This window comes from Thermus caldifontis (assembly GCF_003336745.1).
GTDB classification, from domain to species: Bacteria; Deinococcota; Deinococci; order Deinococcales; family Thermaceae; genus Thermus; species Thermus caldifontis.
The window spans coordinates 157,073-176,189 of the sequence record NZ_QGMX01000003.1; the positions used below are offsets into that span (position 1 = coordinate 157,073).

At 66.1% G+C, this 19,117-nt stretch carries 24 protein-coding genes; 11 read left to right on the plus strand and 13 right to left on the minus strand.

Going from position 1 to position 19,117, the window contains the following annotated elements; genetic code table 11:
- Window positions 1–27: 27 nt before the first annotated feature.
- Window positions 28–1,191 (plus strand): acyl-CoA dehydrogenase family protein, encoded by a 1,164-nt coding sequence (locus tag DK874_RS06285; RefSeq protein WP_114313269.1) that lies wholly within the window; start codon window positions 28–30, stop codon window positions 1,189–1,191.
- Here the strand turns inward: DK874_RS06285 and rlmN are convergent.
- The 6 genes from rlmN to DK874_RS06315 are packed head-to-tail and all read right to left on the minus strand — an operon-like array spanning window position 1,160 to window position 5,747.
- On the minus strand, window positions 1,160–2,209 hold the full coding sequence (rlmN, locus tag DK874_RS06290; protein ID WP_114313268.1) for a dual-specificity RNA methyltransferase RlmN: 1,050 nt from the start codon (window positions 2,207–2,209) through the stop codon (window positions 1,160–1,162). The two genes, DK874_RS06285 and rlmN, sit on opposite strands and share 32 nt — an antisense overlap.
- A gap of 53 nt (window positions 2,210–2,262) precedes the next feature.
- Window positions 2,263–2,487: a hypothetical protein gene (locus DK874_RS06295; protein WP_114313166.1), complete on the minus strand. Its 225-nt coding sequence runs from the start codon at window positions 2,485–2,487 to the stop codon at window positions 2,263–2,265.
- A 13-nt stretch (window positions 2,488–2,500) separates the two neighbouring features.
- Complete coding sequence (gene moaD / locus DK874_RS06300) at window positions 2,501–3,172, minus strand: molybdopterin converting factor subunit 1 (RefSeq protein ID WP_114313167.1); 672 nt, start codon at window positions 3,170–3,172, stop codon at window positions 2,501–2,503.
- Window positions 3,162–4,067: an HrcA family transcriptional regulator gene (locus DK874_RS06305; RefSeq protein WP_114313168.1), complete on the minus strand. Its 906-nt coding sequence runs from the start codon at window positions 4,065–4,067 to the stop codon at window positions 3,162–3,164. The genes moaD and DK874_RS06305 overlap by 11 nt, the downstream gene beginning before the upstream one ends.
- 4 nt (window positions 4,068–4,071) lie before the next feature.
- The gene (locus DK874_RS06310) at window positions 4,072–4,422 is read right to left on the minus strand and encodes a P-II family nitrogen regulator (RefSeq protein WP_114313169.1); all 351 of its coding nucleotides are present in this window, start codon (window positions 4,420–4,422) and stop codon (window positions 4,072–4,074) included.
- Window positions 4,419–5,747: an ammonium transporter gene (locus tag DK874_RS06315; protein ID WP_114313170.1), complete on the minus strand. Its 1,329-nt coding sequence runs from the start codon at window positions 5,745–5,747 to the stop codon at window positions 4,419–4,421. Before DK874_RS06315 ends, DK874_RS06310 begins: the two co-directional genes overlap by 4 nt.
- 218 nt (window positions 5,748–5,965) lie before the next feature.
- On the opposite strand from DK874_RS06315, the gene DK874_RS06320 reads away from it, so the two are divergent.
- Genes DK874_RS06320 through DK874_RS06330 form a run of 3 tightly spaced genes read left to right on the plus strand, consistent with a single transcriptional unit; the run spans window position 5,966 to window position 8,839 of the window.
- The gene (locus DK874_RS06320) at window positions 5,966–7,501 is read left to right on the plus strand and encodes an ATP-binding protein (RefSeq protein ID WP_114313270.1); all 1,536 of its coding nucleotides are present in this window, start codon (window positions 5,966–5,968) and stop codon (window positions 7,499–7,501) included.
- 2 nt (window positions 7,502–7,503) lie between these two features.
- Window positions 7,504–7,950, plus strand: a complete 447-nt coding sequence (locus DK874_RS06325) for a tRNA (cytidine(34)-2'-O)-methyltransferase (protein WP_114313171.1) — start codon at window positions 7,504–7,506, stop codon at window positions 7,948–7,950.
- A gap of 7 nt (window positions 7,951–7,957) precedes the next feature.
- Entirely contained in the window at window positions 7,958–8,839 is an 882-nt protein-coding gene (locus DK874_RS06330; protein WP_114313172.1) for a histone deacetylase family protein, read from the plus strand.
- Here the strand turns inward: DK874_RS06330 and DK874_RS06335 are convergent.
- Both DK874_RS06335 and DK874_RS06340 read right to left on the minus strand, forming a co-directional pair.
- Complete coding sequence (locus DK874_RS06335) at window positions 8,809–9,663, minus strand: GNAT family N-acetyltransferase (RefSeq protein ID WP_114313173.1); 855 nt, start codon at window positions 9,661–9,663, stop codon at window positions 8,809–8,811. The genes DK874_RS06330 and DK874_RS06335 overlap by 31 nt on opposite strands.
- A gap of 34 nt (window positions 9,664–9,697) precedes the next feature.
- Entirely contained in the window at window positions 9,698–10,336 is a 639-nt protein-coding gene (locus DK874_RS06340) for a histidine phosphatase family protein (RefSeq protein WP_114313174.1), read from the minus strand.
- Between the two features lie 17 nt (window positions 10,337–10,353).
- On the opposite strand from DK874_RS06340, the gene DK874_RS06345 reads away from it, so the two are divergent.
- From DK874_RS06345 to aspC, 4 genes are all read left to right on the plus strand, one after another.
- Window positions 10,354–11,274: a diacylglycerol/lipid kinase family protein gene (locus tag DK874_RS06345; protein WP_114313175.1), complete on the plus strand. Its 921-nt coding sequence runs from the start codon at window positions 10,354–10,356 to the stop codon at window positions 11,272–11,274.
- 56 nt (window positions 11,275–11,330) lie between these two features.
- Complete coding sequence (locus DK874_RS06350) at window positions 11,331–11,549, plus strand: type II toxin-antitoxin system Phd/YefM family antitoxin (RefSeq protein ID WP_114313176.1); 219 nt, start codon at window positions 11,331–11,333, stop codon at window positions 11,547–11,549.
- A complete protein-coding gene (locus DK874_RS06355; protein WP_240307618.1) occupies window positions 11,546–11,953 on the plus strand; it encodes a type II toxin-antitoxin system VapC family toxin in 408 nt (135 codons plus the stop codon). Before DK874_RS06350 ends, DK874_RS06355 begins: the two co-directional genes overlap by 4 nt.
- A 118-nt stretch (window positions 11,954–12,071) precedes the next feature.
- The gene (gene aspC, locus DK874_RS06360) at window positions 12,072–13,229 is read left to right on the plus strand and encodes an aspartate/prephenate aminotransferase (RefSeq protein ID WP_114313177.1); all 1,158 of its coding nucleotides are present in this window, start codon (window positions 12,072–12,074) and stop codon (window positions 13,227–13,229) included.
- Window positions 13,230–13,233: 4 nt separating this feature from the next.
- On the opposite strand, the gene DK874_RS06365 is transcribed toward aspC, so the two are convergent.
- The 3 genes from DK874_RS06365 to lspA are packed head-to-tail and all read right to left on the minus strand — an operon-like array spanning window position 13,234 to window position 14,195.
- Window positions 13,234–13,452: a DUF2283 domain-containing protein gene (locus DK874_RS06365; RefSeq protein ID WP_114313178.1), complete on the minus strand. Its 219-nt coding sequence runs from the start codon at window positions 13,450–13,452 to the stop codon at window positions 13,234–13,236.
- Window positions 13,436–13,735, minus strand: coding sequence for a DUF4258 domain-containing protein (locus DK874_RS06370; protein ID WP_114313179.1), 300 nt, complete (start codon window positions 13,733–13,735; stop codon window positions 13,436–13,438). The genes DK874_RS06365 and DK874_RS06370 overlap by 17 nt, the downstream gene beginning before the upstream one ends.
- 10 nt (window positions 13,736–13,745) lie before the next feature.
- Window positions 13,746–14,195 carry a signal peptidase II gene (lspA, locus tag DK874_RS06375; protein ID WP_114313180.1) on the minus strand — a complete coding sequence of 150 codons (450 nt, stop codon included), beginning with the start codon at window positions 14,193–14,195 and terminating at the stop codon, window positions 13,746–13,748.
- A 70-nt stretch (window positions 14,196–14,265) separates the two neighbouring features.
- Here lspA and rpmB point away from each other — a divergent pair, with 70 nt between their 5' ends.
- Genes rpmB through DK874_RS06390 form a run of 3 tightly spaced genes read left to right on the plus strand, consistent with a single transcriptional unit; the run spans window position 14,266 to window position 16,417 of the window.
- Entirely contained in the window at window positions 14,266–14,562 is a 297-nt protein-coding gene (gene rpmB, locus DK874_RS06380) for a 50S ribosomal protein L28 (protein WP_114313181.1), read from the plus strand.
- Window positions 14,563–14,619: 57 nt separating this feature from the next.
- Complete coding sequence (locus DK874_RS06385) at window positions 14,620–15,315, plus strand: M23 family metallopeptidase (RefSeq protein WP_114313182.1); 696 nt, start codon at window positions 14,620–14,622, stop codon at window positions 15,313–15,315.
- Window positions 15,316–15,319: 4 nt separating this feature from the next.
- A complete protein-coding gene (locus DK874_RS06390) occupies window positions 15,320–16,417 on the plus strand; it encodes an AI-2E family transporter (protein WP_114313183.1) in 1,098 nt (365 codons plus the stop codon).
- Window positions 16,418–16,539: 122 nt separating this feature from the next.
- On the opposite strand, the gene tgt is transcribed toward DK874_RS06390, so the two are convergent.
- Together tgt and ispG are read right to left on the minus strand one after the other, a co-directional pair.
- A complete protein-coding gene (tgt, locus tag DK874_RS06395) occupies window positions 16,540–17,697 on the minus strand; it encodes a tRNA guanosine(34) transglycosylase Tgt (RefSeq protein ID WP_114313184.1) in 1,158 nt (385 codons plus the stop codon).
- Complete coding sequence (gene ispG, locus DK874_RS06400) at window positions 17,697–18,905, minus strand: flavodoxin-dependent (E)-4-hydroxy-3-methylbut-2-enyl-diphosphate synthase (protein WP_162798738.1); 1,209 nt, start codon at window positions 18,903–18,905, stop codon at window positions 17,697–17,699. The genes tgt and ispG overlap by 1 nt, the downstream gene beginning before the upstream one ends.
- Between the last annotated feature and the right edge of the window lie 212 nt (window positions 18,906–19,117).

Below are 19,117 nucleotides of genomic sequence, written 5' to 3' on the forward strand. Positions count from 1 at the left end.
GCAGGAAAGTGTTATACTAACCCCACCATGGGGCTCTGGTTTGAGGAAAGCCAGGAGGAGCGGGCGGTCTTGGGGCCTTTCCGGGAGTTTCTCAAGGCGGAGGTGGCCCCGGGAGCAGCGGAGAGGGACCGGACGGGGGCCTTTCCCTTTGGGCTCATAGGGAAGCTTGCCCAGTTTGGCGTCTTTGGGGCCACGGTGCCCGAGGCCTATGGGGGGGCAGGGCTAACGAGCCGGCTTTTCGCCCGCATGGTGGAGGAGATCGCCTATTACGACGGATCCTTGGCCCTCACCGTGGCCAGCCACAACTCCTTGGCCACGGGGCACATCCTCCTTGCGGGCAACGAGAGGCAGAAGGAAACCTTCCTACCCAAGCTGGCCTCGGGGGAGGCCCTGGGGGCCTGGGGGCTCACGGAGCCGGGTTCGGGCTCGGATGCCGCCGCCCTGAAAACCCGGGCGGAGGCGGTGGCGGGAGGGTATGTGCTGAACGGCACCAAGCAGTTCATCACCCAGGGGAGCGTGGCCGGGGTCTATGTGATCGTGGCCCGCACCGACCCTCCGCCAAGCCCGGAGAGGAAGCACCTGGGCATCTCCGCCTTCGCCTTCTTTCGCCCCGAGAGGGGTCTCCGCATTGGCCGCAAGGAGGAGAAGCTGGGCCTCCATGCCTCCGACACCGCCCAGCTTCTTTTGGAGGACCTTTTCGTCCCGGAGGAAGGCCTTTTGGGGGAGCGGGGCAAGGGGTTTTACCACGTGCTCAAGGTGCTGGACGGGGGCAGGATCGGGATCGCCGCCATGGCGGTGGGCCTGGGGAGGGCGGCCTTGGACTATGCCCTGCGCTACGCCAAGGAAAGGGAGGCCTTCGGCAGGCCCATCGCCGAGTACCAGGGGGTTTCCTTCCGGCTGGCGGAGGCGGCCACGGAGCTGGAGGCGGCGAGGCTTCTCTACCTCAAGGCAGCGGAGCTTAAGGATGCGGGCAGGCCCTATACCCTCGAGGCCGCCCAGGCCAAGCTCTTCGCCAGCGAGGTGGCGGTAAGGGCCTGCGACGAGGCCATCCAGGTTCTGGGAGGGTACGGCTACATCAAGGACTACCCCGTGGAGCGCTACTGGCGGGATGCCCGCCTGACCCGCATCGGGGAGGGGACCAGCGAGATCCTAAAGCTCATCATTGCCCGGCGCCTTCTAGAGTCGGTGTGAAGCGGAGGGCCTTGGGGGCCTTCAGGGCCAGCTGGCCGCAGGCGGCTCCCACGTCCTGCCCCCGGCTAAAGCGGATGGAGGTGGGGACGCCCAAACGCCTCAGCTCCTCGGCGAAGGCCAGGATGCCCGCTTTGGGGGTGCCCTCCACCGGGGCCCCTTCCCAGGGGTTAAAGGGAATCAGGTTCACGTGGGCGCTGATGCCCCTAAGCAGCTTGGCGAGAAGCCGGGCCTGCCAGGGGTGGTCGTTTAGGCCCTTGAGGAGGGTGTACTCAAAGGTGACGCGCCTTTTGGTCTTGGCGTAGTAGTGGCGCACCGCTTCCAGGATCTCCGCCACCGAGTAGCGATGGGCGGTGGGGATGATCCTCCTGCGGGTTTCGTCATCGGGGGCGTGGAGGGAAAGGGCAAGCCGTACCCCCAGGTCCTCCTCCGCCAGGCGGTAGATGCCCTTGGGAATGCCCACGGTGGAAAGGGTGATGCGCCTTGGGCTCATGGCCAGGCCCTTGGGGTGGAGGAGGAGGCGGGTGGCCTTCAGGACGTTGGGGAGGTTTAAAAGGGGCTCCCCCATGCCCATCAGCACCACGTTGCGGATCTCCCGGGGGGAGATGCCCTGGTGGTGGGCGATGGCCAGGAGCTGGGAGAGGATTTCCGCTGCCGTGAGGTTGCGGCCAAAGCCCAAGGCTCCGGTGGCGCAGAAGGTGCACCCGGCGGGGCAACCCACCATGCTGGAGAGGCAGACGGTCTTGCGGTTTTCGTAGGGCATGTAGACGGCTTCCGTCTTCTTCCCGTCCAGCAGGGTGAAGAGGTACTTGACGCTTCCATCCCGGCTCGGGTAGGCCTCCACCAAGGCGAACTCGGAGATACGCCACTCCTTGGCCAAGGCCTCCCTGAGGCCCTTAGGCAGGTCGGTCATCTCGGAGAAGTCCAAAGCCCCCCGGGCGTAGAGCCAGTGGGCGATCTGGGCCTTACGGTAGCCCTCGCCGGGAAGTTCCTCGGGCAGGAGTTCCAGAATGGGTTTCATGCCACGGTCACCTTCCCATTGTAGGGGCTGGGGGTGGGCTTTGCCCAGGGGCCTCACCGTAGCCGTCCATACCCTAGCCCCAAGCCCAGGAGGAGAAGGAGTACCCCCAAGGGCCGAGGCCGGGCCAGAAGTCCCAGAAAGGCACCAAAAAGGAGAAGGCCCAGGCCCACTCGCTTGCGCCCTTGCCGGTAGGCCCGGCCCGAGAGGAAGCCCAAGAGGAGGGGAAGGGCCCAAAGCACCAGAAGGAGGAGGCCCAAGAGGAAGGAGAAGGAGGCCATGGTTGGGGGAGGCCTAGAGGCGGTGGTCCTCCGGGGAGAACCCCTCCACCCAGAAGCTCCCGTCGGGACGGTGTTCCTTTTTCCAAACCGGGAGGACCTCTTTTACCCGGTCAATGGCGTACTGGCAGGCGGCGAAGGCCTCCCTTCTGTGCCGGGCCGAGACCACGATGGCGATGGAGGCCTCCCCGGGGTTCACCCGGCCTAAGCGGTGCCAAAGGGCCACCCGGCCCAGGGGAAAGCGGGCGCGCATCTCCCCGATGATCTCCGCCATGACCTTCTCCGCCATGCCGGGGTAGGCCTCGTACTCCAAAAAGGCCACCTCCTCCCCCCGGTTGGGGCTACGGGTGGTGCCCAGAAAGCTCACCACCGCCCCGTACTCGGGGGCCGTGGCCCACTCCACCAAAGCCTTTAGGTCCAAGGGGTCGTGGGTGAGGCCAAAGGAGTCCTGCCCTCCGGAAACCGGGGGCAAAAAGGCCACCTCGTCCCCTTCCTTTAGGGGGGTCTCCCCTTGGGCCAGGGTCTGGTTCACCGCCGCCATGCCGCCATCCAACCTTAGGCTGGGGAAGCGCTTCTCCAGAGCTTCCTTGGCGTGCCGCACCTGGGCGCCTTCCGGGAGTTCCAACTGCAGGCGGTCCGTGCCCGCCTGTTCCCGGTAGAGGGCGAAAAGCCGCACTTCAACCCGCATGCTGTCCAGTATAGACCTGGCTGAGGCTTAAGGCCACGGAGAGGGCCTCGAGGTAGCGCATGCGCATGGGCCCCAAAAGCACGATCTCTCCCAGCCACTCCCCCCGGGCGAAGCCCGCCTGCACCTGGGCCAGGCCCTCTACCTCCCCCACCCGCACGTCCACCCGGCCGGGAGGGGTTAGAACTGCCTCGTCCCCTCCAGCCTCATAAAGGGCCACCAGCCGCTCCAGAAAGCCAGGGTCCCTGGCCTCCGGTTCCTTTAGGGCCTCGGCCAGACCTTCCCGGTAGACGAGGGAAAGGCCTGTGGCGAGGGCCCGGGAGAGGTGGGCGAAGAGCTCCTCGAGGCCCCTGGGGGCTGGGGGCAAGGTGAAAAAGGGCCCCGAGAGGGCTCCTTCCGCCTGTTTCAATCGCTCGGCCGGGAGGGTGAGGGGAAGCCGAACCTCCTTCACCCTCCCCCCTTCTAGGACCAAGACCGCCAGGGTGCCCTCGGACAGAGTTGAGAGGTGGACCTGGAGGACCTTGGGGGAGTTCCTGGGCCTCAGGCGTAGGAGGGCAGGGTACCCGGAAAGCCCCACCGCCATCTTCACCAAGAAGGCCTCGGGCTCCCTGGCGCCTTCCAGGGCCCGTTGGAGCCGCTTTTGGGTGGCTTCGGGTAGGGGTTTGGGGGGAAGGAGGGAAAGGGAGTACTGGCGGAAAGCCTGCCGGGTGGGGACCCGGCCCGCCGAGGCGTGGGGCTTGGAGAGGTAGCCCATCTCCTCGAGGGCGATGAGCTCGTAGCGGACCAAGGCAGGGGAAAGCCCCAGGCCCTCGGCCAGCCTGGCCGAGGGTACCGGGGCCTTGGTCTTGATGTACTCCTCCACCAGGAGGTAGAGAAGGGCCCGCTGCCTGGCCGTCACACCCTCATTGTACCGGGGTCACGGCGGCCTCGTCCTCCTCCCCGGTGCGGATGCGGTAGACCTTCTCCACCGGCAGGACGAAGATCTTCCCGTCCCCCACCTCCCCGGTGCGGGCGGCCTTGAGGATGGCCTCCACCGTGGGCCTTACGAAGGGCTCGGACACCCCGATCTCCAGGCGCACCTTCTCGTGCAGGGCCATCTTCACCGTGGTGCCCCGGTAGGTTTCCACCCTTTCCGTCTCCCCCCCGTGCCCCTGGACCCTGCTGATGGATAGCCCCCGCACCTCCGCCTTGAAGAGGGCTTCCAGGACCTCCTGGAGCTTATCCGGCCGGATGATGGCCACGATGAGCTTCATGCCTTACCTCCCACGGGTTTAAGGGCCGGAGGGTTAGCCTCCGAGAGCACCAGGATGGCCCCCTCGCCCTCCACATAGGCCTCCTCCCCGTGCTGGGTCACGTCCAGGCCCATCCCTTCCTCCTTGGGGCTGGCCCGCAAGGGGGTGAAAAGGCCCACCAGCTTTAGGAGAAGGAAGGTGCCGAGGGCGGAGTAGGCCACCGCCACCCCCACCGCCAGGGCTTGGACGGCGAGCTGCCCTGGGTTACCGAAAAGAAGGCCATCCGCCACCCCGTTCCAGGCCTTCTCCGCCAGGAGGCCGGTGAGAAGGGCCCCTGTGGTGCCGGCAAGCCCGTGGGCGCCGAAGACATCCAAGGAGTCATCCAGCCGGCTCCTGGGCCGCCAGAGGAGGAAGAAGTAGCTGGGGAGGGCGCTTACCGCCCCCAGCACCAGGGCCGACAGGGGAGATACGAACCCCGCTGCTGGGGTGATGGCCACCAGGCCCACCACGATGGCGGTGGCCAGGCCCACCGCCGTAACTTTTCCCGTGCGCAAGAGGTCCAGAAGGGCCCAGACCGTGAGGGTGGCCGCGGGGGCGAGAAGGGTATTCACGAAGGCCAAGGCGGCCACGGCCCCCGAGCCTAGGGCACTTCCCCCGTTGAAGCCGAACCAGCCGAACCAAAGTAGGGCAGCCCCTAGGAGCACGAAGGGGACGTTATGGGGCAGGATGGCCTGGCGGCCATAGTCCTTACGGGCCCCCAGGACCAAGGCCCCCACCAGGGCGGCCACGCCGGCGTTGATGTGTACCACCGTGCCTCCGGCGAAGTCCAGGGCCCCTAGGCTTCCCAAAAACCCCCCGCCCCAGACCCAGTGGGCCAGGGGGGCGTAGACCAAAAGCCCCCAAAGGCTTAGGAAGAGAAGGAGGGCGGGAAAGCGCATCCTTTCCACCAGGCCTCCGGTGAGGAGGGCGGCGGTGATGATGGCGAAGGTGCCCTGGAAGGCCATGAAGAGGAGGTGGGGGATCTCCCCCTTGGCCTCGAGGCCCACCCCCTGCAAGAGGGCATGCCCGAGGCCTCCCAGCCACGGGCCTCCCTCGGCAAAGGCCAGGCTGTAGCCCAAAAGGGCCCAGCCCGCCCCCACGAACCCCAAGGCGGCGAAGCTCATCATCATGGTGTTCAAGGCGTTTTTGCTCCGCACCAGGCCCCCGTAGAAGAAGGCCAAGGCCGGGGTCATGAGGAGGACCAGGGCCGTGGAAACCAACATCCAGGCCGTGGCGGCTCCATCCACCCCTTCCGCCAACGCCAGTCCTGGGAATCCGCCTACCGCTAACCACAGGGTCTTCCGCATGGGTCCACACCCCCTTGGCCCTAAGGGTAGCACTCGGTTTGCCGATCGTCAAGATATAGCTTGACAGTTAGCAAATACTAGTGAAACATGCAACGCAAAAAACGCTAGAAAGCTGCTTAATGTAAACAAAAAGATTGACGAAAGGCAACATGAGGCGGAACACATCCTCCTCCAAGCCCCCTGATCCACCCCGGGCCCCTGCCCTTAAACTGAGGCCCGTGACGTGGGAGGAACTCTTGGATCGGCTTTCCCTGGGTCAGGATGAGCGCACCCTTTTCCTGCCCCCAGACCTCTCCCCGGAGGAGCTGGCCCGCTACGCCGCGGGCCTGGCCAACCACCGGGGGGGAATCCTTTTCCTGGGGGTGGACCGGGAAGGACGGGTGGTGGGGGCCTCGGAGATCCACCCCTTGCAGATCACCCATGCTCTGTTTCAGCTCACCCAGGGGCTTCTCTTGCCCTATGTGGAGGTGGTGGAGGGGCCCTTGGGCCGGGTTCTAGCCCTCCACGTGCCCCAAAGCCCGGCGGCCATCGCTGTGGGGGTGGGGAGGGTGCCCTTTTGGGATGGAAAGCGTCTCACGGAGCTTAAGATGGGCCAGGCCCTGCCCGAGCCCGACTTCACCGCCCAGGTCCTGCCGGCGGCGAGCCTTTCCGACCTGGACCCGGTGGAGGTCCTGCGCCTAAGGCGCATCCTGGAGGAACGGGGGAGCAACCTGGCGGCCTTGCCGGACCTCGAGCTCCTCTTCGCCCTGGGGCTTTTGGAGCGGGTGGAGGGGGAGGAAAGGCCCACGGTGGCGGGGCTTCTCCTTGCGGGCACCCCCTTGGCCTTAAGGCGGCTTCTCCCCCAGGCGGAGGTGAGCTACTACTTCCACGAGAGCGAGGAGGGGTACACCTTCCGGGAGGATTTGCTTCGCCCCATCCCCGCCCTTTTGCAGCGGCTTAGGGACCTGATCCAGGCCCGGAACCGGGTGCGCTACCTGATGGTGGGGCTATTCCGCCTCGAGGTCTGGGACTTTGACCAGGAGGTTTACCGGGAGGCCCTCCTCAACGCCTTGGTCCACCGGGACTGGCAGAGCCCGGATGCCATCCAGGTGCACCACTACCCGGATCGCCTGGAGGTTTCCAACCCGGGAAGCTTCCCCCCCGGCATCACCCCGGAAAACATCCTCCGCCATCCCCCCAAAAGGCGGAACCCCCGTCTGGCCGAGGCCCTTTACCGGCTTGGCTACGTGGAGCGGGCGGGAAGCGGGGTGGACAAGATGTACCGCCTCCTCCTCAAGTATGGGAAGGAGCCCCCGGAGTACCGCCTTTTCCCCGAGGCCCTCACCCTGGTCCTTTACAATCCGGAGCTGGACGAGGCCTTCGTGCGGGAGCTGGCCGAGGCCCAGGAGCGCCTGGGCGGCTTCAGCCTGGACCACCTCATCGCCGTGGGCCACCTGCGCCGGGTGGGGGAGGCCACCTTGGAGGAGCTTTCCCGGGCCTTGCAGCTTCCTCCCGAAGCGGCCCGTAAGGTCCTTTCCCGCATGGAGCGCATGGGCCTTTTGCGCAAGGAAGGGGGGCGGTACCACCTTCTAAGGCGCGACCCTTTGGGGGAGAGGGTGCTGGGCCTTTTGGAGAGGCCCCGTTCCCGGCGGGAGGTGCAGGAGGGGCTTGGGCTTTCCCCAAGGGCGGCCTTGGTCCTTTTGAACCGCCTCATCCGCGAGGGCAAGGTGGAGCGGGTGGGCCGGGGGGCGGCCACCCGTTACCGGCGCCTCTAGCCATGCCCCACCTGGTCCTCTACCAACCGGAAATCCCCCAGAATGCGGGGAACATCGCCCGCACCGCCGCCGCCTTGGGGTGGCCCTTGCACTGGATCCGGCCCCTGGGGTTCCGCCTGGGCGACCCCAGGCTCCGGCGGGCGGGCCTGGACTACTGGCCCCATGTGGACCTCCGCCTTCACCCTTCCTGGGAGGCTTTCCTAGAGAGCCTCCCTTCCGGGGCGCGGGTTTGGGCCTTCAGCGCCAGGGGAAGGACGAGCCTATACCAGGTGCGTTTCCAACCGGAGGACTACCTCCTCTTTGGTCCTGAGACCCGGGGGCTTCCCCCCGAGGTGCTGGGGAGGTTCCCCAGCGTCCACATTCCCATGCCGGGGCCGGTGCGCTCCTTGAACCTGGCGGTGGCCGTGGGGGTGGCAGCCTACGAAGCCTACCGCCAGCTTGGGGCATGATGGAAGGGTGCGGGCCTATACCACCGCCCACCTTCAGGTGGACCTTCCCCAAGGCCACCCCTTTCCCCTCTACAAGTACCGGGGGGTGGCGGAGGCCCTGAGAGGCCTCCTTCCCATCCTGCCGGCCCCCGAGGTCCCCCGGGAAGCCCTCCTTCTTGCCCACTGCCCGGAGTACGTGGAGAAGCTTTTCACCGTGGGGCTTTCCCGGGAGGAGTCCTTGCGCCTGGGTCTTCCCTTTAGCCCAAGTCTCCTGAAGCGGGCTCTACATGCGGCGGGGGGAACCCTGGCTGCGGCCCTGGATGCCTTGGAGCTGGGCTTGGGCCTCAACCTTTCCGGGGGCACCCACCACGCCTACCCCGACCGGGCCGAGGGGTATAGCCTCTTCAACGACGTGGCGGTGGCCGTGGCCTGGCTGAGGCGGGAGGGTTTTTGGGGCCGGGTTTTGGTGGTGGACCTGGACGCCCACCAGGGCAACGGCACGGCAGTCTTCTTCCAGGAAGATCCCACCGTTTTCACCCTTTCTCTGCACGGGGAGCGGAACTACCCCTTGAGGAAGGAGCGGAGCGACCTGGACGTGGGCCTCCCCGATGGCGTGGGGGACGAGGCCTACCTAAAGGCCCTCGAGGAGGCCCTGGAACGGGCCCAGGCCTTCCGTCCGGAGCTGGTCTTTTACAACGCCGGGGTGGACGTGCTCAAGGGGGACCGGTTTGGCCGCCTGGCCTTGAGTCCGGAAGGGGTAAGGAAGCGGGACGAGCGGGTGTTCCGCCTGGTGAGGGCCTTGGGGGTGCCCTTGGTGGTGGTGATGGGCGGGGGGTATAACCGCGATCCCCGGCTTACGGTGGAGGCCCATGCGGAAACCTACCGGCTGGCCCTAAGCTCCTTGGCGTAGGTGGCCACCGCCTCCTCGAGGCTGAAGCCCAGGTTGCGGTAAAGCTCCAAGGCCCCGGTTTCGTGGTCGTGGGCCCGGACCCGGAGGAGCTTGGCCCCCTTCCTCTTGGCTAGCCTGGCCGCCTCGGCCAAAAGGGCCCGTCCGATGCCCTGGCCCCGGACCTTGGGCACCACGCCGATATAGGCCACGCTGGCCTCATGGTCCTCCAGCTCCACCTCGGCCAGGCCCACGGGGCTTTCCCCCTTGTAGGCCACCAGGAGGTGAACATGGGGGTCCTGGAAGTGTTCCCAAAGCTCCTCGTCCGTCCACTTAAGGCGCAAGGCCCAGCCCTCCTCGCTTTCCCGGTAAAGCTCCCGGTAGACGGCGGGGCCGGGAAAACCTAAGCGGATCACCACCCCTTCGGGGGGTGGGTAGTCCAGGCCCTCAGGGTTCTTGACGAAGAAGTAGGTGAGGTGCAAAAGGCCGAAGTCGGCCTGTTCCAGGGCTTCCCGCACCGTGCGGTTCTCCTCCCGGGGGAAGGCGTAGAGGCGCTCTAGCCCGAGCTCCTCCGCCCGCCTCTCCGCCGCCTGCAATAGGGGTAAGAGGTCCTCCTCCCGGTAGGCCAGGGGCCCCTCGAGGGCCGCCCCATCCCAAAAGGCGTAAAGCCCCACGTACCCCGCCACCTCCCCGTCCCTCAGGAGGACCAGGCCGTCCTCCAGCTCCTCCGCCAGGCCCTCCAGGTCCCGGGCCTCCGGGGCCAGGACCCCCCGCTTGGGGCTTTCGTCCATCCAGCGGAGAAGCTTTAAGAGCCCGGGAAGGTCCTGGCGGGCCACGGGCCGGATCATGCCTCCAGTTTACTCCCCTTTCCCTGGGGAAAGGCTAGGGACAAGCGTCCAGGTTCAAGGCCTTTACCACCCCCTCCTCCCCGTAGAACTCCACCACGGAAAGCCGGGCGTAGTCCTGTTCCACCCGGAGGCCCTCTTCCGGGGGAAGGGGCAGGACCAGGTTCAGGGCGGCGCGGTTTAGGGTGCAGTTCCCCACCACCAGGAGGGCCTGGCCTCGGTGCTTTTGCAAAAGGGTCTTCACGGCCCTTTGCCCTCGGGCCCAGGCCTCCTTCAGGCTTTCCCCTCCCGGGGGGGCAAAGCCGGCCTCGTCCTCCAGCCAGGCGGCCACCTCCCGGGGATACCGCTCCCTTACCTGGGCGAAGCTTTGCCCTTCCCATTCCCCCCAGCTTCGCTCCCTGAGTTCGGGAAGGAGGGCGAAGGGCACCCCTAGGGCTTCCGCCAGAAGCCCGGCCCCCTCGGCCTCCGCCAGGCTGTCGGGGGCGTAGACCCAGGCCACGGGGTAGCCCTGGGCCAGCCTGGCCAGGGCGCGGAGGGCCCGCCTGCCCTCTTCCGCAAGGGGAAGGCCCGGATGGCTGTAAAGGACGTGTTCTGGGTTTTCCACCGGCCCGGCTCGGGTGAGGATCAGGGTGGTTTTGGGGTGGGGTCCTTGGAGGAAATGGGCCAGAAGCCCCATGGGTCTAGAATACGGGGGTGGAAAGGTGGGTCATCGTGAACCCGGCGGCGGGGCGGGGCAAGGTGGGGAGGCTTTCCGGGGCCATCCTCAGCTCCGCGCGGGCCAAGGGGGCTAAGGCCTTCCTCACCGAGGGGCCGGGCCACGCCACGGAACTGGCCCGGGCGGCTCCCCCGGGGGCGCGGGTGGTGGCGGTGGGGGGGGACGGCACGGTGCATGAGGTTTTACGGGGTCTTGCCGGTGCGGAAAAGGTTTTAGGGGTGGTGCCCATCGGTAGTGGCAACGACTTCGCCCGCATGCTGGGCCTGAAGGGACTTCCCTGGAAAGAGGCCTTGGACCTGGCCCTCTTCGCCCAGGAGGAGGCCATAGACCTCTGTTGGGTAAACGGCGAGCCCTTTGGGGCCTCCCTGGGCATCGGCTTTGACGCCTTGGTGGCCAAGAAGGCCCTCACCGCCCCCTCCTTCCTGCGGGGTATGCCCCGCTACCTTTACGCCCTCTTTGGGGTGCTTAAGGAGCTCCGCCTGCCCGAGGGGCGGGTGGTGGTGGAGGGGGAGGAGGTGCACCGGGGACCTTTGCTCCTGGTGGCGGCCATGAACGGGCCCGCCTACGGGGGTGGCATCCCCATTGCCCCCATGGCCGATCCCCGGGATGGCCAGCTATCCGTGATCCTGGCCCGCTCCTTCACCCGGCCCGGGGTGGTCCTCATCCTGCCCCGGCTCCTTTTGGGTCGGCACCTTTCCCATCCCCAGGTGGTGGCCTTTAGGGGCCGGGAGGTGACGGTGGAGCTCGCCCACCCGGTTCCCGCCCATGCCGACGGGGAGCTTCTGCCTGAGGCCAGCCTATACCGGGCCCGGGTGGAGCCTTTGGGCCTTAGGGTGGTGGGGGGAAGGGCGGGGGAGAAGGGGGAAAGGCCCCTCCTAAGCCCAGTGGGGGCGGGTTGAGGCCAGGTGGCCCAGGGCTTGAAGGGGGGTCGGTGACCAGGTATCATGGCCTGGTCATGAGGGTGTCTAAGAGTTACTTTAAGGCTCATGCCCTCGAGCTTCTCCGCCAGGTGCAGACCACAGGGGAGCCCTTGATCCTCACGGACCGGGGCCGGCCTGTCTTGGTGGTCCAGCCCTATCGGGAGGAGGACCACCTGGACAGGCTTAAAGGGACCCTGGTGCTTTACCAGGACCCCTTGGAACCCACGGGGGAGGCGTGGGAGGCCCTGGGGTGAAGGCTCCACCTTTTCTTCTGGACACCCACGCTTGGGTATGGTTTTTAACGGGCTCGGACATGCTCCCCGTAAGCCTTAGGGCCCGCCTGGAGGAGGCCCGTCAGGAAAAGCGCCTTTTCATTTCCGCCATCACCCCCTGGGAGGTGGCGGTTTTGGCCCGTAAAGGGCGCATCGTCTTTTCCTTGGACCCCAAGGACTGGTTGGAGGCGGCTCTACGGGTTCAGGGTATCCAGGTGGTTCCCCTGGATGCCCAGGTGGCGGTGAGGGCCGCCTACTTGGACCTTCCCCACCCTGATCCTGCCGACCGCTTTATCCTGGCTACCGCCACGAGGTTAGCCGCGGTCCTGGTTACCCGGGATGGGAGATTGCGGTCCTATGGGGGTGTGCGTACCCTCTGGGATTAGAGGTAAAGGCGGTAACGCCTCCCCCGCAGGAGCTCCCCCACCCGCCTCGAGGCCTCCTTCAGGACCTCCTCCCGAACGCCTTCCGCCACCCACCCATTCTAGCCCCTATACTTAAACCATGCGTGGCCTTTCCGAAAGGGTTAAGGGCATGAAGCCTTCTGCTACGGTGGCGGTGAACGCCAGGGCCCTGGAGCTGAGGCGCCAGGGGGTGGACCTGGTGGCCCTGACGGCGGGGGAGCCCGACTTCGACACCCCCGAGCACGTGAAGGAGGCGGCCCGGCGGGCCTTGGCCCAGGGCAAGACCAAGTACGCGCCCCCGGCGGGCATCCCCGAGCTTCGCGAGGCCTTGGCGGAAAAGTTCCGGAAGGAGAACGGCCTTTCCGTCACCCCTGACCAGACCATCGTCACCGTGGGGGGTAAGCAGGCCCTTTACAACCTCTTCCAGGCCATCCTGGACCCCGGGGATGAGGTGATCCTCCTGGCCCCCTACTGGGTGAGCTACCCGGAGATGGTGCGCCTGGCGGGAGGGGTGCCGGTGGAGGTGGAAACCCTGCCCCAGGAGGGCTTCGTGCCCGATCCTGAGCGGGTGAGAAGGGCCATTACCGGGCGCACCAAAGCCCTGGTGGTGAACTCCCCCAACAACCCCACGGGGGCGGTCTACCCCGAGGAGGTCCTAAGGGCCCTGGCGGAGCTGGCCTTGGAGCACGACCTTTACCTGGTTTCCGACGAGATCTACGAGCACCTCATCTACGAGGGAGCCCACTTCTCCCCGGCTCAGGTGGCCCCGGAGCACACCGTCACCGTGAACGGGGCGGCCAAGGCCTTTGCCATGACCGGCTGGCGCATCGGTTACGCGTGTGGCCCCAAGGAGGTCATCAAGGCCATGGCCGACATCTCCAGCCAGTCCACCACCAGCCCCGATACCATCGCCCAGTGGGCCACCCTCGAGGCCCTCACGGACCAGGAGGCCTCGAGGGCCTTCATAGAGATGGCCCGGGAGGCCTATAGGAGGCGGCGGGACCTCCTCTTGGAGGGCCTTGCGGCCCTGGGCCTAAAGGCGGTCCGCCCCAGCGGGGCCTTCTATGTCCTCCTGGATACCTCCCCCTTTGCCGAGGATGAGGTGAGGGCGGCGGAAAGGCTTTTAGAGGCGGGGGTAGCGGTGGTGCCGGGAACGGACTTTGCCGCCTTTGGGCACGTGCGCCTCTCCTACGCCACGAGCGAGGAAAACCTAAAGAAAGCCCTGGAGCGCTTCGCGCAGATTCTGCAAAGGGTCTAGGTCCTCAGGTTCCCTCCCATACCGGAAGGGCCTCCAGGGAGAAGCGCCTTAAGGCTTTGGGGTCGGATAACCGCTTGCTGGCGTCCAGGATCTCAATGCCCAAGAGCTTGCCTTCCGCATCCCAGTCCAGGGCAATGCCCTCTCCTACTTCCTCCACGGTGGCCGGTCCCTCGCCAAAGGCAATGTATAGGGCATCGGCTTCCGGGTCATAGGTAATCCGCATGGTTCTCCTCCTTCACCCCCCCTTTGGGCAGGAAGTAAACGTAAACCGTTATGACCACAATCGCGTCCGTTTTCTCAACGAATATGGGGCGCACCTGTTTTCTATTGTAGCGCTTACCGTTCCAGTAGCCCTCAAAAGGAAACTCCCAAAGGCATTCCCATCGCCCTTGGGTTGTGGGTCTCCAAGGAGCTTTCTGAATGCAGGCGATCACCTCGTCCGCAGTAGCTCCTCGGGCCAGGCGGAGTGTGGCGTGCTGGGTAAACAAGATGGGCTTCTTGGACATACTCCTGGGTCTAAAAGCCGCGCTTCCTTTTAGGGGCCAAAAGGAGCAGGGCGGCCCCCACCGTCACGCACACATCCGCCAGGTTGAAAACGGGAAAGTGGGCGATGGGGGGGATGGAGGTTCCCAGGTCCAGGTAGTCCACCACAAAGCCCCGGCCCAGGCGGTCGATGCCGTTGCCCAGGGCCCCCACGGCGATAAGGGAAAGGGCCAGGGTTGGCCAGAAGGCGTAGCGCCTTTGGGCCAAAAGGTAGAGCAGGAGGCTTCCCACCCCCAGGCTAACCCAGCCCAGAAGGAAGGCCTGGCCTTCCAGCATGCCAAAACCGGCCCCCGTGTTCCTCACCAGGGTGAGGTAGAGGAGGTCCCCCAGAAGGGGCCTGGGCACCGGGGAAAGGTTTTCCAGGGCCCAGAGCTTAAGGATCTGGTCAAAGGCTAGGAGGAGGGGCACGAGAACCGTGGGCATCCCCTTGAGTCTACCCAATCCCCTTTGTGCTATACTCCATAGGGTTTGCCTTCGGGCACGGGAGGGTCGTATGTCCAAGGTGTGCGAGATCAGCGGAAAGAGGCCTATCGTGGCCAATAGCATCCAAAGGCGGGGCAAGGCCAAGCGGGAAGGGGGCGTGGGCCGGAAGACCACCGGCATTTCCAAGCGCCGCCAGTACCCCAACCTGCAGAAGATCCGGGTGCAGGTGGCGGGGCAGGAGATCACCTTCCGGGTGGCCACCAGCCACATCCCCAAGGTTTACGAGCTTCTGGACAAGGCTAAGGGGCTGAAGCTGGAGGGCCTTTCCGCCAAGGAGATCAAGGAGCGGCTTCTCAAACTCCTCTAGCCCGGATTGCCCCCTTTGGCGAGACCCCTTAGGGGGTCTTTTTTGTAGCATAGGCCCATGGTGTGGAAGCCGGGCCACTACCTCCTTCTGGCCCTGGCCCTGTATGCCCTGGTCATCACCCTGGGGTTTTCCCAGAGGGGAAGGCAGCTTTCTAGCCTGCGGCAGGAGGTGCGGGTGCTGGGCCAAAAGGCGGCCTTGGCTCCCGAGGGGTACCTGCTTCCCCTGCCCGGGGCCTGCCTGCCCACCCGTTCGGAAAACCTCCCGGGGGCTCCCCGCCCCTACCGCAAGGGGGTGAGTGCGGGCTTCGTGTTCATCGGGGGGGATGCCTGCGTGCCCGTGGTGCGGGGGATGGGGGTGGTGGCCGCCGCCGCTGGGGAGGTGGTGAAGGTGGAAGGGGACTACAGGGAACCCTCCCCCGAGGAGTACCGGAGGCTCCTCGAGGCGGTGCGAAACGGGGCCTCCCCGGAGCAGATGGACCTCCTAAGGGGCCTCGAGGTCTGGATCCGCCACCCCGACGGGCGCACCAGCGTCTACGCCCACCTCGAGGGGCCTTACCCTGGCCTTAAGGTGGGGCAGAAGGTTCTCCGTGGTGACCCCATCGGCTACGTGGGGAACACCGGGCTCATGGGTGGGGCTCCCCGTCTTCTCTTTGAAATCTGGGAAGGGGAGCCCGACCGGGGGAGGTTCCTCTTTCAAGGCCTATCGGGGGAGGAGCTCGTAAGGGAGGCCAAGGCCTTCTTCCGCTTAGAATAGCCCCATGCGCGAGGCCTTCGCCCGGGTTTGGGAAAACCCCTATGTCCGGGTCCTGGTCTACCTGCTCCTCCTTTATTTGGCCTATCGCTTTCTCCTCCGGGCCTGGCCGGCCCTTTCCATCCTGCTCACCGCCTTTGCCATCGCTTACCTAACCCATCCCGTGGTGCGCTTCTTTGAGGCCAGAAGGCTTCCCCGGCTCCTGGGGGTGGTGCTGGTCTATCTGGGGCTAGGCCTTTTCCTGGGGCTGGCCTCCTTCCTCACCGCCCAGACGGTTTTGGAGCTTTCCCGCCTGGCCCAGGAGCTTCCCCGGCTCCTGGACCCCTTCCTTTCCTGGCTCCTGGACCTGCCCAATCGGGTTCGGGCCATCCCTATCCCCGAAACCCTGAACCCCATCCTGGCCGAGGCCAGCCGTAGCCTCCAGGGCCTTTTGCAAGGCTTCTTGGAAACCCTGGTTCGCTGGCTCCAGGGGCTTCTCTCCCAAGGGGGCAACCTCCTGGGGTTCTTCACCTCCTTGCTGGGTGGCATCTTCCAGCTCCTTACCGCCCTTACCCTTTCCGTCTACTTCCTCTACGATCTTCCCCGCCTGGCTCAGGCGGCCCTACGGGTTTTCCCGGAGCCCTACCAACCCTTGGTGGCCGACCTGGCCCACAAGCTGGACCGGAGCGTGGGGGGGTATGTGCGGGGGCAGCTTCTGGTGGCTTTTCTGGTGGGGCTCATGGTGGGGGTGGGGCTAGGGCTCGTGGGGGTTCCCCTGGCCGCCAGTCTGGGCTTTCTGGCGGGGGTCTTTAACCTGATCCCCTTCGTGGGGGTGATCGTCTCCGGGGTGCCCGCCCTGCTCCTGGCGGCCACAGGGGGGTGGGGCAAGGTGCTTTTAGCCCTTTTGGTCCTCTGGCTGGCCAACCAGGTGGAGGGGAATCTCCTGGGGCCTTTCATCGTGGGCCGCTCCACCCGGCTTCACCCGGTGACCGCCATCGCCGCCATCCTGGTGGGGGCCACCCTTTTCGGCCTCTGGGGAGCCCTTTTGGGGGTGCCTGCGGCCGCCTTTCTCAAGGTGCTTTTGGAGGAGTATTACCAGAAAAGCCGCTTCTACCGGGAGGGCTAGGCTTCCATTTCCGGTCTCCCACCGCCCAGGTTGGGGTTGCCGGGGTCCCCACCCTGGCGCCAGCCAGGGTGGGGTGGTCTCACCGGGGCCCCCGCCCTGGCCTGGGCCAGGGCGGGGTGGTATCACCAGTGCCCCCCCGCCGCCATGGCCTCCCGGAACCAGCGGGGTATCTCCTTGCCAAAACGCCTCTCGGCAAACTCCCGGGCAAAGGCCCCGTAGCTTCCTTGGCGGATCGCCTTCCGGGCCCTTTCCGTAAGGCGGTGCAGAAAGCGAAGGTTGTGCAGGGAAAGGAGGATCCCCCCAAGCATCTCCCCCGCGCGCACCAGGTGGGCGATGTAGGCCCGGCTGAAGTTCTGGCAGGCGTAGCAGTCGCAACCCTCTTCCAGGGGCCTGGGGTCTTCCAGGTAGGGGGCGTTTTTCAGGTTGATCCTTCCTTCCGGGACCAGGGCGGAGCCGAAGCGGCCTGTGCGGGTGGGGTAGACGCTGTCAAACAGGTCCACCCCCAGGCCCATGGCCGCCACCAGGTCCTCGGGATGCCCCACCCCCATGAGGTAGCGGGGCTTTTCCTGGGGAAGGATCTCCGTGGAAAGGGCCACCATGGGGAACATCTCCTCCTTGCTCTCCCCCACGGCCAAGCCCCCGATGGCGTAGCCGGGGAGGTCAAAGTGCACCGTCTCCCGGGTGGAAAGGGCCCGAAGCTCCGGGTCCGTTCCCCCTTGGGCGATGCCGAAGAGAGCTTGGTCGGACCGGGTTTTGGCCTTGAGGCTCCGCTCTAGCCAGCGCAGGGTGCGCTCCAAGGAGGCCTTCAGGTATTCCGGAGGGGAAGGGTAGGGGGGGCACTCGTCAAAGGCCATGATGAGGTCCGCCCCCAGGGCCTCCTGGACGGCGATGCTCCCCTCCGGGGTGAGCTTTACCAGACTTCCATCCAGGTGGCTTTGGAAGATCACGCCTTCCTCGTCTATGCGCTTCAGGTGGCCCAGGCTCATCACCTGGAAGCCCCCGGAGTCCGTGAGCCAGGGGCCACCCCAGCCGGCAAAGCGGTGGAGCCCGCCCAGGGCCTGCACCCGTTTTGGCCCCGGGCGGAGGAGGAGGTGGTAGGTGTTGGCCAGGAGCACCTGGCTGCCTATGGCCTTCAGGTCCTTGGGCAAAAGCCCCTTCACCGAGCCCTGGGTGCCCACGGGCATGAAGAGGGGGGTTTCCACAGGGCCATGGGGGGTGGAAAAAAGCCCCACCCGGGCCCGGCCGCTTTGGGCTTGGATGGCGAAGCGAAAGGGTTCCATCAGGCCTTGGAAAACCGCCGTTCCACGTAGTCTTCCAGGATGCCCAGGAAGTCCTGGACCAGGTTCTCCCCCTTGAGGATGGTGAGGAGCTGGCCGTCGGCGTAGACCGGGGCCTTGGGTTCCTCCCCGCTTCCCGGCAAGGAGATGCCGATGTGGGCATGGCGGCTCTCCCCGGGGCCGTTCACCACGCACCCCATCACCGCCACCTTGAGCTCCTCCACCCCAGGGTATTGGGCCCGCCACTCGGGGAGCCTGGCCTTTAGGTGGGCGTTAACCACCTGGGCCAGCTCCTGGAAGAAGGTGCTCTTGGTGCGGCCACACCCCGGGCAGCTGGTGACCTCGGGGGCGAAGCTACGGAGGCCTAGGGCCTGGAGGATTTCCTGGGCCACCTCCACCTCCCGGGTGCGGGGTTCATGGGGAGCGGGGGTGAGGGAGATGCGGATGGTGTCCCCGATCCCCTCCAGGAGCAAAGGGGCGAGGGCTGCGGTGCTGGCCACAATCCCCTTCACCCCCATGCCCGCCTCCGTGAGGCCCAGGTGGAGGGGGGCCTTTGTGCGGCGGGCCAGCTCCCGGTAGACCCAGACCAGGTCCTTAGCCTTGGACACCTTGGCGGAGAGGACGATCTTGTCCTCCCCTAGGCCCAGTTCCCGGGCCGCCTCGTAGGAGCGCACGGCGCTTTCCACCAGGGCTTCCAGAAGCACCTCGTGGGCGCTTTTGGGCTCGAGGCGGCGGGCGTTTTCCTCCATGAGCTCGGTGAGGAGGGCGGGGTCCAGGCTTCCCCAGTTGGCCCCGATGCGCACCGGCTTGCCCAGGTCCAGGGCGATGCGGATCATCTCCCCGAAGTTTTCGTCCTTGTGCCGGCCCCGGCCTAAGGTGCCCGGGTTGATGCGGAACTTGTCCAGGGCCTCGGCCATCTTGGGGTACTTCCGGAGGAGGAGGTGGCCGTTGAAGTGGAAATCCCCCACCAGGGGTACCTCCACCCCCTCTTCCCCAAGCCGCCTTTTGATCTCGGGTACCGCCTGGGCGGCCTCCTCGTCGTTCACCGTAAGGCGCACCAGCTCGCTCCCCACCCGGTAAAGGGCCAGGACCTGGGCCGTGGTGGCCTCCACGTCCGCTGTGGGGGTGTTGGTCATGGACTGCACGGCCACGGGGTGGGCGCCTCCCAGGGGAAGGCGGCCCACCCAGACCGTGGGGGTAGGGCGTCTCATCCCCCTTATGTTACGGAAAAGCCCTCCGGGGAAAAGGGGGTATGGGCTGCAAAGGTCTGGACGTTGTTAGGTTTGTGTTCACTCCTCGTTAAGCTCCCGGAGGCTATCCTATCCCCAGAGGGGTGAGAAGGGACATTGGATTAGGGGAGAGGTCCAGGGATTGGCGACAGGATTCTTCTGACAAAAGCTTAAGGGAGGCTTAAGGCAAAGGG